Origin of the sequence: Paenibacillus chitinolyticus, assembly GCF_045038035.1 — a bacterium.
GTDB lineage: Bacteria > Bacillota > Bacilli > Paenibacillales > NBRC-103111 > Paenibacillus_F > Paenibacillus_F chitinolyticus_A.
Genome location: NZ_CP173427.1, coordinates 5,025,122 through 5,040,643, shown reverse-complemented (window position 1 = coordinate 5,040,643; position 15,522 = coordinate 5,025,122). Strand labels below are relative to the sequence as shown.

The 15,522-nt window shown below is 56.0% G+C and carries 9 protein-coding genes and 2 pseudogenes; 6 read left to right on the top strand and 5 right to left on the bottom strand.

Translation table 11 applies throughout. The features are described from left to right. Positions 1-336 precede the first annotated feature (336 nt). A complete protein-coding gene (locus ACI48J_RS22675; RefSeq protein ID WP_405080343.1) occupies positions 337-1,611 on the bottom strand; it encodes a dicarboxylate/amino acid:cation symporter in 1,275 nt (424 codons plus the stop codon). Between the two features lie 216 nt (positions 1,612-1,827). Here ACI48J_RS22675 and ACI48J_RS22670 point away from each other — a divergent pair, with 216 nt between their 5' ends. After that, positions 1,828-2,862 carry an S-layer homology domain-containing protein gene (locus tag ACI48J_RS22670; protein ID WP_405080342.1) on the top strand — a complete coding sequence of 345 codons (1,035 nt, stop codon included), beginning with the start codon at positions 1,828-1,830 and terminating at the stop codon, positions 2,860-2,862. Positions 2,863-3,192: 330 nt separating this feature from the next. Here the strand turns inward: ACI48J_RS22670 and ACI48J_RS22665 are convergent, their stop codons facing one another. Continuing rightward, positions 3,193-4,251 (bottom strand): DctP family TRAP transporter solute-binding subunit, encoded by a 1,059-nt coding sequence (locus ACI48J_RS22665; RefSeq protein WP_405080341.1) that lies wholly within the window; start codon positions 4,249-4,251, stop codon positions 3,193-3,195. 160 nt (positions 4,252-4,411) lie between these two features. Between ACI48J_RS22665 and ACI48J_RS22660 the strand changes: the two genes are divergently transcribed. The 5 genes and pseudogenes from ACI48J_RS22660 to ACI48J_RS22640 all read left to right on the top strand — a co-directional run bounded on the left by ACI48J_RS22660 (position 4,412) and on the right by ACI48J_RS22640 (position 11,774). Next, entirely contained in the window at positions 4,412-6,028 is a 1,617-nt protein-coding gene (locus ACI48J_RS22660) for an ATP-binding protein (protein ID WP_405080340.1), read from the top strand. Between the two features lie 123 nt (positions 6,029-6,151). Beyond that, positions 6,152-6,460: pseudogene (locus ACI48J_RS22655) on the top strand (response regulator); the annotation flags it as partial. 459 nt (positions 6,461-6,919) lie between these two features. Continuing rightward, positions 6,920-7,144 (top strand): annotated as a pseudogene (locus tag ACI48J_RS22650) (helix-turn-helix domain-containing protein); the annotation flags it as partial. A gap of 169 nt (positions 7,145-7,313) precedes the next feature. Beyond that, positions 7,314-8,732 (top strand): NAD-dependent malic enzyme, encoded by a 1,419-nt coding sequence (locus ACI48J_RS22645; protein ID WP_326052164.1) that lies wholly within the window; start codon positions 7,314-7,316, stop codon positions 8,730-8,732. A gap of 456 nt (positions 8,733-9,188) precedes the next feature. Then, positions 9,189-11,774 carry an Ig domain-containing protein gene (locus ACI48J_RS22640; RefSeq protein WP_405080339.1) on the top strand — a complete coding sequence of 862 codons (2,586 nt, stop codon included), beginning with the start codon at positions 9,189-9,191 and terminating at the stop codon, positions 11,772-11,774. 55 nt (positions 11,775-11,829) lie between these two features. Here the strand turns inward: ACI48J_RS22640 and ACI48J_RS22635 are convergent, their stop codons facing one another. Genes ACI48J_RS22635 through ACI48J_RS22625 form a run of 3 tightly spaced genes read right to left on the bottom strand, consistent with a single transcriptional unit; the run spans position 11,830 to position 15,499 of the window. Next, positions 11,830-12,984 carry a mannitol-1-phosphate 5-dehydrogenase gene (locus ACI48J_RS22635; protein WP_405080338.1) on the bottom strand — a complete coding sequence of 385 codons (1,155 nt, stop codon included), beginning with the start codon at positions 12,982-12,984 and terminating at the stop codon, positions 11,830-11,832. Beyond that, positions 12,981-13,418: a PTS sugar transporter subunit IIA gene (locus ACI48J_RS22630; RefSeq protein ID WP_326052161.1), complete on the bottom strand. Its 438-nt coding sequence runs from the start codon at positions 13,416-13,418 to the stop codon at positions 12,981-12,983. Before ACI48J_RS22630 ends, ACI48J_RS22635 begins: the two co-directional genes overlap by 4 nt. Then, entirely contained in the window at positions 13,415-15,499 is a 2,085-nt protein-coding gene (locus ACI48J_RS22625; RefSeq protein WP_405080337.1) for a BglG family transcription antiterminator, read from the bottom strand. Before ACI48J_RS22625 ends, ACI48J_RS22630 begins: the two co-directional genes overlap by 4 nt. Positions 15,500-15,522 lie beyond the last annotated feature (23 nt).

The window sequence follows — 15,522 nt, the reverse complement described above, 5'->3', positions numbered from 1 at the left end:
AGTCTTTCATTTCGCTTAACTTCTTCCGGCTACAGCATATCCTTACCCCGCAGGTGCTGCCGTTAAACGGATTCGGACAACTTGAAATAACTGGATGAGAATGCGTTATTTGATTAGTAGGGCGTCCCAGGCCAGGCCAGAAAAAAATTTAACTAGTTTTCGTCCAATGGATAAAGGCCGTCTCACCTGTAGTTTTGACTACTAGGATGAGACGGCCTTTAACTCTTTTATCCCATTTGAAATACAAAGGGCGAATACAAAGATTAAGGATAAGTTTCACTTGTCCGCCGTACAATCTACTTATTTATTCAACTACTGTTAAGTAACGGATTGCTATTATAAAACACGATTAGTGTTAAGATTGCTTAAATCTTGGGTGGATTGTGCGCTGTCCTCCGGATGGAATTCATTTTCCATTTTGGCGATGACAACCGTCGCTACGCCGTTTCCGATAATGTTCGTGATGGCGCGCGCTTCGGACATGAAGCGGTCTACCCCGAGCAGCAGCGCCATTCCCGCGACCGGAATGGAAGGGAAGGCGGCCAGTGTCGCCGCGAGTGTAATAAAGCCGGAGCCGGTGACGCCCGCCGCACCTTTGGAGGTCAGCATCAGAATGCCGAGCAGCGTCAGCTCCTGCCAGATCGTAAGATCGATGCCGTAAGCCTGGGCGATAAAGATCGCCGCCATGCTCAGATAGATGGAGGTGCCGTCCAGGTTGAACGAATAGCCGGTCGGGACGACCAAGCCGACAACGGACTTGGAGCAGCCGTACTTCTCCAGCTTATCCATCAGTCGCGGAAGAGCCGATTCGGACGAGGAGGTACCGAGTACGAGAAGAATTTCTTCTTTGATATATTTGATGAAAGCGAGAATGCGGAAGCCGTACATCCGTGCGATGGAACCGAGAACGAACAGGATGAAGAGGAACATCGTGATGTAGACGCAGGCCATAAGTAGGCCCAGCGAGCTCAGAGACTTGATACCGAACTTGCCGATGGTGTAGGACATGGAACCGAATGCGGCAATCGGAGATACTTTCATGATCATATTGACGACTCCGAAGAAGCCGTGCGTCAGTTTGTCGAACAAATCGGTAACCGGTTTGGCGTTTTTGCCCATAGCGGTAAGAGAGAGACCGAACAAGATGGCGAAGAACAGAATCGGAAGCAGTTCGCCTTTGGCCATGGCGCCTACGACGTTGTCCGGCACGATGCCCATAAGAAAGTCCATAAAACCGTGGCTCGTTTCCGCGGCCGCTTTAGTGTACTGGGTGATATCGCCCTTCGCTTTGCTCGGGTCGAGTCCTGCCCCCGGCTTCACCAGATTGACGACGATGATACCGATAGCGAGCGCGGCGGTGGTGACGATTTCGAAATACAGCAGCGCTTTGCCGCCGATCCGGCCGACTTTCTTCATGTCGCCCATGTTGGCGATACCGTTAACTACGGTGAAGAAGACGATCGGGGCGATGACCATTTTGATCAGCTTAATAAAGATATCTCCCAGTACTTTAAGCTGGACACCGAAAGCCGGGAAAAAGTGACCGACTAGAATACCGAGCAGAATCGCGATAACGACCTGGACCGTCAAATTACGGAAGTTGAATTTCATGGCTGACATCCTTTCGATTTTCACGCGGAAGGCGATTTGTGTCCCCATTGTAGAAAAGTAAGCGGTTACAAACAAGTATTCGGTCATAAAGGTCTTTAAGGTCTTTTGGCTCCGTTTTGGTTTCGTTTGAGAGAGGACTTTGCTTCTTCTATCGCGAAAGGTACTGCATACCATGTGGTGGAGACGCACTTACACAATAAGGGGGAACATAGAGGAATGAAACGATCTTTTTGGAAAAAAGGCGCCCTGACCGCAGGAGCCGCGTTCGTTCTGGTCACGGCTGCGTCGCCCGCAAGCGCTCACTGGCTGTACGAGGATATTGACGGCGTGCCTTGGGCACAGGAAAGTTTAATCAACACGTCCCAAATGCATGTGATTGACGGGGTGTCCGAGAAAACGTTCGATCCCGATGCGAAAGTAACGGGCATCCAATTCGTCAAGATGGCCGTTATGGCCAACGATCCGTCTTACGAACCCAACCTCGGCGGCTACGCGGCCTGGTACGGAGCTTATTGGAACCAAGCGCAGGCGAAGATAGGCCTGGTGGACGAAGCTTACCGGAACACGATGCTCGACCCCGCTTCCCGTCTCGACATCGTTCGAATCGTGAGCAAGCTGATCCGGCCCGAATGGCGGTTTAAATCCGTTCCGGATGAAGAGGCTGTCGCTCTTTGCGTAAAAGAAGGCATTCTGCAGGGGCGTGCCGAAGGCGATCTGGCGTTGGATGCTCCGATTACCCGTGCGGAGGCGGCCGTCCTGATCGACCGTGTCATGGAGAAAACGGGCAAATACGGCCAACGGTTCGACAAGCCGGTTGTCGGAGTGGAGGCCGGAGCTTTTGTGCTGAACGGACTGCGTCTCGGCCAGAAGGCGGAGGACGTTTCCGCCCTTCTCGGAACTCCGTTCCTGAAAGGGCAGGATGAGCTGGACGGGGACGATGCCGAAGAATACAAAAATTTCTATGTCGCTTACTATGAGGGCAAGACATCGGGGATTATGTATAAAGCGGTAGAGGAAAAGCTTCAATCCGGAGAAGTCGAGCTGCCGGGTGTGGCCGTTTTCAAAGGATTCGGTTCCACTTACTATTACTTGGAGCCGTCGGAAGAAATTTTGATGGTGAAGGACCGGAACACGTACCTGGGCTTCGCGGACGGCAATTTCTATTTCCACGTCAATAACGGCGGTATTCGGCCGTATAACGAGGCGGCGCGTCAGCTAAGCGGCTTGTTCGGGAAGAACCGGAACAAATAATGCCGGACGCGTACCGTTCGCTTGCGGTATCGCGCCCCGCAACGATAACAAACAGCCTGAGGAAAATCCTCAGGCTGTTTGTTATGCCGCTGCTTAGGCAGGCTGTTGGCCGTGGAACAGGCCATTAGCCGTGCCGCAGCTATAGCCGAGCTGCGGCATGGCCGGATAGCCGGCCAAGAGGGCCGGCCGGTCATGGCGGCCAACCCTCCGGCGAGGCGGCGGCCGATAGGAACGGCCCTTGCTGCCGTTAGCCGGGATGCGGCTTGCAAGGCCTTGCGGCTCGCGCCTAGGTGTGCGGGCGGCGGCCGATGCGGCGGGACTTCTCCCGCTTCAAGGCGCGGAATACCGCTCGCGCAGCTTCCGGATCTCGGCGACGAGACCGTGCCCGATCTCTTTGTCGTACTCGCCGTACAGCGGCTCCAGAATTTGCATCCAGCTCTGCCTGTCCGCTTCGCTCAGCTCGTCGATCTGCATCGTCCCCGCTTTGCGTATTTCCTCCAGCTGGAGCTTGTTGATTTCGCGGGCCTGCATGCCGATCCATAAGGAGGTTTCGTCCAGCGCTTCCTGGAGGATGCGGCGGACGTCCGCAGGAAGTTTGTCCCAGAAGGGTTTGTTGAAAATGACGGCGTAGCCCAGATAACCATGGTTGCTCAGCGTCATAAAGGACTGGACTTTGTACAGCCGTTTGCTGTAAATATTGGAAATCGTGTTTTCCTGCCCACCGACGCTGTTCTGCTCGACATTGCGGTATACTTCGGTGAAGGGGATAAAAGCGGTCTTCGCCCCGAGCCGGGCGAACTGGCTTGCCAGAACTTTGCTGGGCATGATGCGGAAAGTGAGGCCCGCGAAATCTTCGGGCTTGTGCAGAGGCTTCCGGTTATCAGTCATCTGCTTGAAGCCGTTGGTCCAGTAAGCGACGCCTTTCATGCCGTGCTCTTCCAGCGTAGACGCAAGCGTTCTTCCGATGTCCCCTTGCAGGGCCTCGTCCACCGCTTGCTGGTTCGGGAAGGCGAACGGAAGATCGAGCGCCAGGAAAGCGGGCGCTTCGGCCGACAGCTTCGAATAGGCAGGCGCGATCATTTGGATGTCGCCGCGCTTCAAGGCATCGACCTCGGTCGGATCGGAGTACAGCATTCCGTTCGGAAATACTTGAATTTCGATGCGGTCCTGCGATTTTTGGGCGACCAGGTTGGCAAAATGCTCGGCGGCCAGTCCCTTAGGTGTATTTTCGGCTACGACATGACTGAATTTGATCGTGATCCGCTCTTTGAGTCCGCTCTGCTCATCGTCGTGAGGAAGCGGGGAGGACAGGCTGGGGCGAAATCCGATGATGACGGCGGCGCACAGTCCGAGAAGGACGAACAAGCTTATGATGACAGCGGGTTTCATTTCCCCACTCCTTTTTCCCGGTCGTTACGCCTATTATTTCACAACATCCCGAAACGGTGCAATCCTCTGTTGTTCTGCGGACAGGGAGCAAACTCTCGGATTTTTCGGTATACTGGGGACATGAAGGGATCTGGCCGACAGGGCGCAAAGGAGACATGGCATGCTGCTCAATAACATACGCATGTACTGGAAAATCGCAATCCTCGCTTTCGGGCTGGTTACATTCTCGCTGGCTATCGGAGGCATTATCATACTGGGCAGTATGACCCGTCTGCAGGAGGAACAGTTCGGACAAAGGCTGATGATTACAGCCAGGACGGTTGCGAATCTGCCGGATATCCGTGAAGCTGTCATAAATAAATCGCCCGGCGGAGATCTGTCGTCCACGAGCGAGAATATCCGCATCATTAACGACGTTTCGTACATTGTGGTGCTGAATATGGACAAAAAGCGTCTGACTCACCCGTTAAAGGAGCGGATCGGTGAATATTTGGAGGACAAGGACGCCGAACCCGCCTTTGCCGAGCATACGTATTTGTCCAAAGTAAAAGGCGAGGTCGGAACGGCGCTGAGGGCCTACGTTCCCGTGATGGACGACCAGCATCAGCAGATCGGCGTCGTGATGGCAGGCAAGCTGATGCCGAGCCTGGGGCAGATGATCTGGGGCCAGCGGGGACCGTTCGCCGCTACGGCCGTGCTGTCGCTGGGATTCGGCATACTCGGCTCCTGGCAGCTGGCCCGCCATATGAAGCGGCAGATGTACGACCTGGAGCCGCAGGAAATCGCCCGGATGTTCCGGGAACGGACGGCTGCGTTCGAGTCGATGCACGAGGGCGCTATCGCGGTGGACAATTCGGAGCGGATCAGTATTTTCAACGACCGGGCCAAGCAGATATTCGGCATCAGCGGAGACGTGGTCGGGCGTCAGATCCGGGATGTGCTGCCGGATACCCGCCTCCCCGAGATTTTGCAGCTGAAAAAGCCGATCTACAATCAGGAGCTGCTCGTGGGCAACGCCCTGATCTGGAGCAACCGGATTCCGATCCGGCTGAAGCCGGGAGACCCGCCCATCGGGGCTTTGGCGATCTTCCAGGATCGCACGGATGTGACGAGAATGGCGGAGGAGCTGACGGGCGTGAAGGCTTTTGTCGAGGCGCTGCGGGTTCAGAATCACGAATACATGAACAAACTGCATACGATTGCGGGCCTCATCCAATTGGATCAGAAGGAGAAAGCGCTGGATTATCTGTTCGAGGTATCCGAGCAGCAGGAAGAGCTGCTGACGTTTCTGCGGGGGAGCTTCACGGACGAGAGCATTGCCGGGCTTCTTCTGAGCAAGGTGAGCCGGGGCAGGGAGCTCGGTATCCGAGTAGACGTGGACCGGCGCAGCGGCTTGCGGCAGTTTCCGCCTCGTCTCGACCGGCACGATTTCGTGCTTCTGCTGGGCAATTTGATTGAGAACGCATTCGATGCGCTGGAAGATTCGGGGCGTACGGACAAAGAAGTGTACATCAGCATTGAACAGGACGATGAGGTGCTTTCCGTGCTTGTGGAGGACAACGGCTGCGGAATGGACAAGAAGACCCGGGAACGGATGCTGGAAAAGGGCTTTTCGACGAAAAGCACGGAAGGCCGCGGTATAGGGCTGTTTCTTGTAAATCGGATTTTAACCAAAGGCGGGGGAGAGCTGAAATGCGAATCCCAGAAAAACGTCGGCACAAGCATGATCGTCATGTTCTCCATGCAGGGACAGAACGGGGACCGGCGGACGGTTTAGCGGGCGGACACGGCGATACGGCCGTATTCCCCCGAAACGATACAGGGGGATGCGGTTTATACTATAAAGCGTGAAGCGACAAGTCGGACAAGCCGAGAGTTTGTTCAGAAAGAAGGGAATGCGATGAATGTCAAAGAACTAAAGACGGTTATCACCGTGCTTCTCATCGAAGATGATCCGATGGTCCAGGAAGTGAACCGCCAGTTTATCGAGCGGGTCGAAGGCTTTCGCGTCGTCGGGGCGGCCGGGAACGGCCTTGACGGGCTCAGGCTTGCGGGCGAGCTTCGGCCCGATTTGGTTTTTCTCGATGTGTACATGCCCTCCCAGGACGGGCTGGAGACATTAAGAAAACTCCGGGCCGAGGCTCTTCCCGTAGATGTGATCGTCGTTACGGCCGCCAAAGACGCGCCCACGATCCAGCAGATGGTGCGCCGAGGCGTTCGGGATTATATTATCAAGCCGTTCAAATTCGAACGGGTGAGGGACGCCCTGGAGCAGTACAGGGCGCACCGGGAAGCCCTGGCGGCCGAAGGCGCGCTGACCCAAGCGGAGCTGGACGCGATCCTTCACGGAACTGCGGGCGGAGACCCCGGCAGCGTCGAGCCAGCGCCTCCGGGAAGCGGCGCCGAGCTGCCCGGGGGCACCGGCGCCGGTACGGGCGGCGGGGACCACGGTGCTTCGCGGCTTCCGGGAGACGCGGCATTCCGCTCCGGCCCGTATGCGGCGGCCGGCTCCGGCGCTTCGGCCGCCGGCCAGGCAGCGTACCCGGGCCATGCGGCCGGTCCTGCCGCCGGCGGAGCGCCCGCATACCCGGCAGGCGGCATCGGAATCGGCACCGGGGCTGACGGGGCCGCCTGGTCCGGGCGCTTCGAGGAAGGGCTGCCGGACCTCGGCGAGCTGCCGAAAGGGCTGAACCCGGCCACGATGAGGCAGATTATGCTGTTTATGCGGCAGCAGGCCCGTGCTCTTTCGGCGGAGGAAGTAGCCGACGGCATCGGTATTGCCCGCGTCACGGCACGCCGTTATCTCGATTATCTCGAGAAGAGCCGGAGGGTGAGGCTGGAGGTCTCTTACGGCGGCATCGGGAGGCCCATTAACCGTTACGCGCTGCTGTAGGCAAAGACATCGACTTTTCTTTCTAACACCCGTGAACAAAAAGACCGAAAGGCACAATATGCCCGAAAACTTCACACTCCGCTTTGAAAGCGGTACCATGTGGGTCATAGCTTCTACAATCCAGCGAGCTGGAAGAGACCCTACCTGAATTGATGGAGTGTGAAAACCTATGTCAGTGCCTGCGGGTGCAAGTACGAACATTATTTTAAGGCTTGAAATCGACAAGGAGCTTACCTCGTTCGTGCAGATTGCCGCGGCAATCGCGGACGCGGGAGGCGACATTGTGGCGGTGGACGTGAACCGTGCCGGCAAAACGACGACGGTCCGGGACATCACCGTGAACATTCTGGACGCTCTTCACAGTGAGCTGATCGTAAGCGCGCTGCGCAAACTGAACGGCGTAAAAGTGCTGCAGGTATCCGATCAGACGTTCCTGCTTCATTTGGGCGGCAAAATCGAAGTTACTCCCAAAGTGGCGATCAAAACACGCGACGATCTGTCGCGCGTATATACGCCTGGTGTAGCACGGGTTTGCATGGCGATCCATGAAAATCCGCGGCAGGCGCATTCCCTGACCATCAAGCGCAATACGATTGCCGTCGTGTCGGACGGCTCGGCGGTGCTGGGACTCGGAAATATCGGTCCGGAAGCGGCAATGCCGGTTATGGAAGGCAAAGCGATGCTGTTCAAGCAGCTTGCGGGTGTGGACGCATTCCCTATCTGCCTGGACACGCAGGATACGGAGGAGATCATCCGCGCGATCAAGTGGATCGCGCCCGCGTTCGGAGGCATTAACCTGGAGGACATATCGTCCCCGCGCTGCTTTGAGATCGAACGCCGGCTTGTCGAGGAACTCGATATCCCTGTGTTCCACGACGACCAACACGGTACGGCCGTCGTGCTCCTGGCCGGTCTGCTGAATGCCGTGAAGATCGTCGGCAAAAAACTGGAGGACTGCAAGATCGTCCTCTGCGGCATCGGCGCGGCGGGTATCGCCTGCACGAAGATTCTGCTTGCGGCCGGCGCGAGCAACATCATCGGCGTAGACCGCGAGGGCGCCCTCGTTCGCGGAACGAAGTACGGACACGACGCGTGGAACTGGTATGCGGAGAACACGAATCCGCATGGGGAAACGGGGCGGCTGGCCGATGTCATAGCCGGCGCCGACGTGTTCATCGGCGTCTCCGGTCCCGGCGTCCTCCAGGTAGAGGACGTCCGGAATATGGCGAAGGACGCCATCGTCTTCGCCATGGCCAACCCGACGCCGGAAATTTCGCCGGAGGAAGCGGAGCCGTACGTCCGGATCATGGCTACCGGCCGCTCGGACTATCCGAACCAGATCAACAACGTGCTCTGCTTTCCGGGCTTGTTCCGCGGCGTTCTGGACTGCCGGGCTTCCCGCGTGACGGAAGAGATGAAACTGGCGGCGGCCCGCGCCATTGCTTCCGTCGTCACGGACGAGGAGCTCAACGAGCTCTATATCATCCCGAGCGTGTTCAACCAGAAGGTTGCCGACCGTGTCAGATCCGCCGTTGTACAGGCCGCTTACGAGTCCGGTGTAGCCCGCCGCCGCAAGGACGGGGAATAAACGCTTCGGCGGTCACGTCCTTTCTTGATTAAAGGGGAGGCATTTTCTTTTAGGAAGAGAGATTCTGTTTTTATGGAATCTCTCTTTTTTGTTTTCAACGTAAAAAGAAGGGATAGGAAAAAGATGGAGATATTCTGCATGATCGATAGTTTATGGAGACGAGGCTAAACATTTTGTTGCCTTTTGTCGATATTAGAACAAGGTGATTCCAACAATTGGGTAAATCGCCAGTCAAGCGTTAATGAAACGCTTAATTCGGAAGTTACCGTTTCTGCCGGGCGAACGCCATTGACCTAAAAGGAGGCTCACATTTTCCAGGTACCGACAAGGACGTCGAAATTACAGTTCGGGTTCGGCACGAAAAGAAGGTCAGCTTTTTGAACAGTTGCGGAAGGAATGTTTGTCTAAGCAGGTTTCCGTGAAGCTGTCCAACAAGAACAAAGACTAGGAGATGAAATGATGCGGGCAATGAGGATTTTGGCTTTATTCCTTACCTTAACTCTGGTATCGAGCAGCTTTGGCGCAATGAGCGCGATGGCGTTGGAAGTTACCAACCTGGTGCTGAACAAAAACGAACTTTCGCTGGAGGTAGGCGGCTCCGCTTCCCTTACGGCAACCGCGGTTTACGACAGCGGCGCGACCGAGAACGTAACGGTTAAAACCGACTGGACCTCGGGTTCTCCGGAAATCGCATCCGTGTATGCGGGATCGGTTACGGCGAAGAAAGAAGGAAAAGCCGTCATTACGGCCACCCATAAAGGGAAAACGGTTATCGTCAACGTGACGGTAAGCAAGCATGTCCGTTCTCTCATTAAAGACGTACAAACGATTGATTTGCGCAAAGGCAAATCCGAACAAATTAAACTGACGGCCTACTATGACGACGGTACGAACGAAGACGTAACGAAGAAGGCCGAATGGAACATCGACAACGGTTCCGTGGCTACGGTAGTCAACGGTCTCGTCACGGGTCAAAGCTCGGGTACGGCGATCGTATCCGCGAAATATAACAACCAGACCGTTTCCGTACCGGTCAGCATCGAAATCGCGAAGCGGGTAGATCCCGATAAATCGCAGATCTCCATGCTTCTGAAAGACTCGGAGGCGATCACGCTAATCGCGACTTATCCCGACGGCACTTCCGAGGATGTTTCGGACATCGCCGAGTGGGAATCCGACAACCCGAATGTGGCGGATGTCCTGAAAGGCAAAGTTACCGGGTACGGACCGGGTAAAGCTACGATCAAGGCAAGCTACGGCACGAAGTCGGCGTCTATCAAGGTAGACGTGGACAATGCCATCAAGCTGGACTTGGGCAAGGAAACGGTTCTGCTGAAGAAAAACGGCACGGAGCAGCTGAGCCTGAAAGCGACTTATGCCGACGGGAGCTCCGATGATATTACGGCTCGCGCGGACTGGACTTCCAGCGACGAGAATATCGTCAGCGTCGTCAAGGGCAAGCTGTTCGCGAATGCTACGGGCGAAGTGACCGTTACGGCCAAGTACGGCACGAAAACCGTTTCGGTCGTCGTAGACGTGGATGTTCCGAAGCGTCTGGAAGCCGAGAAGGAGCCGTTGTTCCTGCAAACCGGCAAAGAGGAGCAGATCGTCCTATGGGCGACCTATGCCGACGATACGAAGGAAGACGTGGCGGATGAAGCCAAATGGACGGTCGACAACGAATCGGTTGTCAGCGTGACGGATGGCAAAGTGACCGCGCGTAAAGCCGGAGAAGCCAACGTAACCGCGACTTACGGCGGCAAAACCGTCACTGTTAAAGTGTCGGTCGATATTCCGAACACGATCAAAGCAAGCGTGAAAACCGTTAACTTCCAAGTAGGCAGCTACGAGAAGGTAACGCTGAACGCGATCTACAGCGACGGCAAGGTGGAAGATGTAACGGAGAAAGCCGACTGGACCTCCAGCGCGGCGGACATCGCGGAAGTACGCAAAGGTGTAATTACCGGCGTAGGTACGGGTGCCGCTACAGTGACGGCTAAGTACGGTACGAGAACGGCTGTCGTTCAAGTGTCCGTAGGTGTGCTGAAAACGTTGACCACCGGCAGCAAGACCACCATTTCATTGAAAAAGGCCGGTACTCAGGTGCTGGACCTGACGGCGACATATTCGGACGGCACCAAAGAAGATGTGACGAAAGAAGCGGCCTGGACGAGCTCCAATGAGAAAGCGGCGACCGTAGATGCCGGTCTGGTAACGGGTGTCGCTTCCGGGGAATCCACCATTACGGCCACTTTCAATAACAAGACGGTTACATTCAAGGTTCAAGTCGATATGGCGGACAAGCTGACGGCGAACCCGTCGTTCCTGAATTTCGATCTCGGCGAGAATAAACGGATCACTCTTACGAGCACGGATGGCAGCGGAACGCCGAAAGACGTGACGAAAGAGGCGGAGTGGACCTCCAGCAGCGCGGCAGTCGCCACGGTGGATAACGGTCTCGTGACTCCGGTCTCCCGCGGCAAAGCGACGATCACCGCGAAGTACGGCGGCAAGACGGTTACGATTCCGGTCGAAATCGGCGTCGTTTCTTCTCTCGAAGTGGACAAGCGTTTCGTGACGACCAAATCCGGATCGAGCGTTCAAATCAAAGTAACGGCGACCCTTTCGGACGGAAGCAAGAAAGACGTTACTTCCAGCGTCCTCTGGAAGTCCAGCAACTACAAAATCGCGGATGTGAGCGCAGGGAAAGTGACGGGCGTCAGCGCGGGAAGCACGACGGTCTCCGCAACGTTCGGTGGCAAGAGCATTTCGGTTCCCGTTGATGTGGACAAATTGAAATACTTGCAAACCGATAAAGTTACCGTGGAGCTGAAAGCGGGAGCTACGGCGAACGTGAAGGCTACGGCAACGTTCGAGGATCTGTCCGAGCAGGACGCTACGGTCCAGGCGTTGTGGAAATCTTCCAACATCCGTGTAGCGGATGTGAAAGACGGTATCATCCGGGCAACCGGCAAAGGCAAGGCCACGATTACGGTTACGTATGCGAAAAAATCGACCCAAGTCTATGTGACGGTCAACTAAACGAGCGAATGAAAAAAAGGACCCGCGGCAGCGGGTCCTTTTTCTGTACAGGCCGTTAAGATTTCCGGAGGGAATCGTAATGGTCCATGATACCTTTGTGAAGCGGATGATTCTCCGGAAGACCGGTTATGTCCGTCGTCGCTCTGCTCACGCCATTCGCGCGAATGGATGTTTGAAGCTCAACCGCCTCCGGATCGTCGGCATAGTCGAAGCGCAGGGCAGCGGCCATCGCTTTGGTCAAGCGGCCGGTTTCAAGCCCGAGCTCGTAGGCCAGCCGCGCCGGACGGACCAAACGATCGTCCGGGGAAAGCTTGCGGATCGGGGAACGTCCGACCCGCACCACTTCATCCGTGAGGTACGGATTTACAAACCGTTCCAGAATTTTATCGATATAGCGGCGGTGATCCGCGTCGTCGAAGCCGTATTTACGCACAAGCATTGCCCCGGTTTCATGAAGCACGCTGCGGACTTCGTCCAGAACGTCCTCGGCGGCCATTGCCTTCTGTATGGTTTCATAGCCCCGAAGGTAGCCGTGGTAAGCCGCGCTGCAGTGTCCCGTATTGACGGTGAACAGCTTCCGCTCAATGTAGGGCTCCAGGTTGTCTACCGCGTGAATGCCGGCAATTTCCGGGAAGCCGTTCAGCATGGCGGAGCGGTCTACTACCCATTCATAGAAAGGCTCGACCGTTACCGCGAGCGGGTCCTCATGCCGCTGAATCGGGACGATTCTGTCTACGGCCGCGTCGGGGAAAGCGATGAAGCGGTCCGCGAGTTCCCGCATATCCGCCGAGAGATGGCTGTACACGTGCTCTTTGAGCCGGGTGCTGCCTCCGATGGCATTTTCGCATGCGATGATATGAAGAGGAGACGGTGCGTCAGTCTGCAATCGCTTGGAGATGCCTTGCGCGATACCCGCGGCGATATGCTTCAAAACGGACACGCCGACCGCGGTAGTGACCAGGTCCGCTTCGGCTACGGCTTCCGCCACCTTGGAAAGATCGGTACCGTTAACGGCGGATACTTGCTTGACTACTGTCGCATCTTGTTGTTCATTGGCCAGGGTGACGGTATATTGTTTCTTCTCGTTCAGCAGGTTGACGAGGTCCGAATTGACGTCAACGAAGGAAACTTCAAAACCGGACTGGGACAGAAGCAAGCCGATAAAGCCTCTGCCGATATTGCCTGCTCCGAAATGGACCGCCTTCTTCATGCCTGCATCCCTTGTTCGAAGATTTCGATGAGTTTTTCCGGCGTATCGGCATCCAGAATCTGTTTCATCGTGTTTTCGTCGGAAACGAGTTCCGCCACATTCGTCAAAATCTCCATATGCTCGTGGCCCGAAGCGGCTATGCCGATGACCAGATAAGCGGGCTCTCCGGCTCCGAAGTCGATTCCGTCCGGGACGATGGCGATGGACATTCCCGTCGATTGGACCATATGTTTGGAATCGCTCGTTCCGTGCGGAAGCGCCAGACCTTCTCCGAGGTAAGTGGACAGATCGTCTTCGCGTTCGATCATTTTACCGATATATTCGGCAGGCACATGTCCGGCATCCACCAGCATTTGCCCCACGAGGCGGATCGCTTCGTATTTGTCCGTGACCTTTACGTTCAGTTTTACTTTATCTGCGGCTAGAATACTCATGATGAAACTCTCCATTCCATTTTTAATTGTAAAAATTGCTCCAGCTCCCGTGAAAAAAACTGCTTGATCGGGTCTTTGTCGCCCGCTTGAAGCAGCGAGATCAACTCGGGGGAAAGCAGAAGTCCGCTGATTTCGCTTAAAATTTCCAGGCTCTCTTTCGAGATTTCGCGTGGAGCCAGCATGAATAAAATGTGATGAACCGGCTGTTCTTCCCCGGAGTCCGATTTCAAGTAGAGCGGTTCGCTCAACCGGAACAAGGACAAATAAGGACGGGGGACGGCGGTGCTTCTCGTATGAAAAAGGGCAAGCTCCGTATCCGATAGGAGCTGGCTCCCCTGAGCCTCCCTGTCGATCAACTGCTGCACGACCGGCTCAACGTCCGTTAATCCTCCCTGAAGCTCCGCGCGCCCGCACAGTCTATACAGAACGCTTCTCAAATCGGTTCCGCCGGGCGGGATTTCTTCGGCGTAAACCTCGAAATGCTCGATCAGATGGATAATTTCCTCCGCATATTTCTTTACGTTCCTCAGCCGGAGGAGCATATCGGAATCATGAGCGGCATCCCCTGTCCGGGAAACCTGCGCCGTTTCTTTCAGCGTGATAGTCTGGATAAAAGTACGCAGCTTCTCGGTTTCGTCCTTCGTAAGCAAGGGACTGAGCTTGATGTACCGGCTGGGATCGACGGGAAGATCGACCGTGGAGATGATCAGATCGTATTGATCTTCCGGATAGCGGGACGCTTCAAACCAGGAAGCGCGTCCGATAAGCTCGATTTGAGGCAGCTCCTTGTTGATCCGCACCGCCAGCATTTTGGACGATCCGATTCCGCTGGTGCACACGAGAAGGGCCCGGACGTTGCGGGGAAATTCTTTGGCCCGTTCCAGTGAAACTCCGAAGTGAAGCACCAGAAAGCCGATTTCCTCGTCCGGAACGGCCAAATCCGGGTAAGTGCGGGTCATGGCCTGGCGAACCAGATCGAACAAACTCTCGTATTTCTTCCGGATCTGAGTCAGCAGGGGATTCCGGATAACGGTTCCGTCCCGGATCCGCTGCAGGGAGTGTCTCATATGGTGGACGAGCCCGTTCATCAGCGAACGGTCCTGGAGCAGCCCGATTCCGAGCCGCTCTTCCATAAAGCGGATTAACCGGACGGCCGACTCGGCCAGCTGGAGGTCGCCCGGCAGCAGCCGGTCATCGAGCTCCCGGTAAGGATTGTCCCAGCAGGCGAGCTCACGCGCGAGAAAGGCGCGTTCGGCCGGGGGAACCGGCATCTCCAGAAAGCCGAGGAAATAGCCGATTTTGTCATCCGGGTCTGCGGGCTCCTCGCCGGATGCCTCTTCCCGCGGCTCTACGAGCTTGCCCTCGCGGATTCGGGTGAGAGCGACCGACAGGCGGATAAGAAGCAGCGTGTATTCCGCTTCGGGCAATTTTTTCGGCCATCGGGTTTCCAGATGCCAGAGCGCTTTTTCCACCCGGAAGAAGACGTCGTCTTTGCCGAGAAGGGAAAGAAGCAGCCGGATGACGGGATCGGCGGCTGCGGAATCCCGCCTGCCGAACAATTCGGAGTCGCTCATATGCTCCCGGATCAACTCGGCAATCGCTCTTCGCATCGCCGGCTCCGGACCGTCGATATGAACGCCGAAGCCTCTGCGGCGTTCCAGGTTCAGGCCTTTTTCTCGCAAGCCTTCCACGAGTTCGTCGAGGTCCGCCGTTACGGTCGGAACCGCCACTCGGAGGTCATGGGCGAGTGAAAACAGCTTGACGGGCTCACTGCCGCTCAACAGCCAGCCGAGAATGAGAACCTTACGCTCCTCGGAGGTATGGTGGCCTTTTTCCGGAGGTGTCAGACTCTGCTTCAATGCTTCCAGTTTCTCCGGGCTGCCTTCCAACCGAATACCGAAGCCCGACCTTCTTACCAGGGAGATTCCGGCTTGCCGCAGAACGGCTTCTACATCTGCCAGCTCCCGGTGGACGGTTCTTGCGCTTACGTTAATTTCCCCGGCAATTTCCGCCGCAGTCACTTCGTCCTGTCTGCCCAGCAGAAAGTCAATGATCTGCCGTTGTCTTTTCGATACCTTCATATGGCATCATCCCTGTGTTAGAA

What these genes read in the sequence shown, in the direction of transcription:
- ACI48J_RS22630 (WP_326052161.1), bottom strand. Translation starts at nt 13,418, where the DNA reads ATGAGTATTCTAGCCGCAGATAAAGTAAAACTGAACGTAAAGGTCACG.
- ACI48J_RS22665 (WP_405080341.1), bottom strand. Translation starts at nt 4,251, where the DNA reads ATGAAACCCGCTGTCATCATAAGCTTGTTCGTCCTTCTCGGACTGTGC.
- ACI48J_RS22640 (WP_405080339.1), top strand. Translation starts at nt 9,189, where the DNA reads ATGATGCGGGCAATGAGGATTTTGGCTTTATTCCTTACCTTAACTCTG.
- ACI48J_RS22645 (WP_326052164.1), top strand. Translation starts at nt 7,314, where the DNA reads ATGTCAGTGCCTGCGGGTGCAAGTACGAACATTATTTTAAGGCTTGAA.
- ACI48J_RS22675 (WP_405080343.1), bottom strand. Translation starts at nt 1,611, where the DNA reads ATGAAATTCAACTTCCGTAATTTGACGGTCCAGGTCGTTATCGCGATT.
- ACI48J_RS22660 (WP_405080340.1), top strand. Translation starts at nt 4,412, where the DNA reads ATGCTGCTCAATAACATACGCATGTACTGGAAAATCGCAATCCTCGCT.
- ACI48J_RS22670 (WP_405080342.1), top strand. Translation starts at nt 1,828, where the DNA reads ATGAAACGATCTTTTTGGAAAAAAGGCGCCCTGACCGCAGGAGCCGCG.
- ACI48J_RS22625 (WP_405080337.1), bottom strand. Translation starts at nt 15,499, where the DNA reads ATGAAGGTATCGAAAAGACAACGGCAGATCATTGACTTTCTGCTGGGC.
- ACI48J_RS22635 (WP_405080338.1), bottom strand. Translation starts at nt 12,984, where the DNA reads ATGAAGAAGGCGGTCCATTTCGGAGCAGGCAATATCGGCAGAGGCTTT.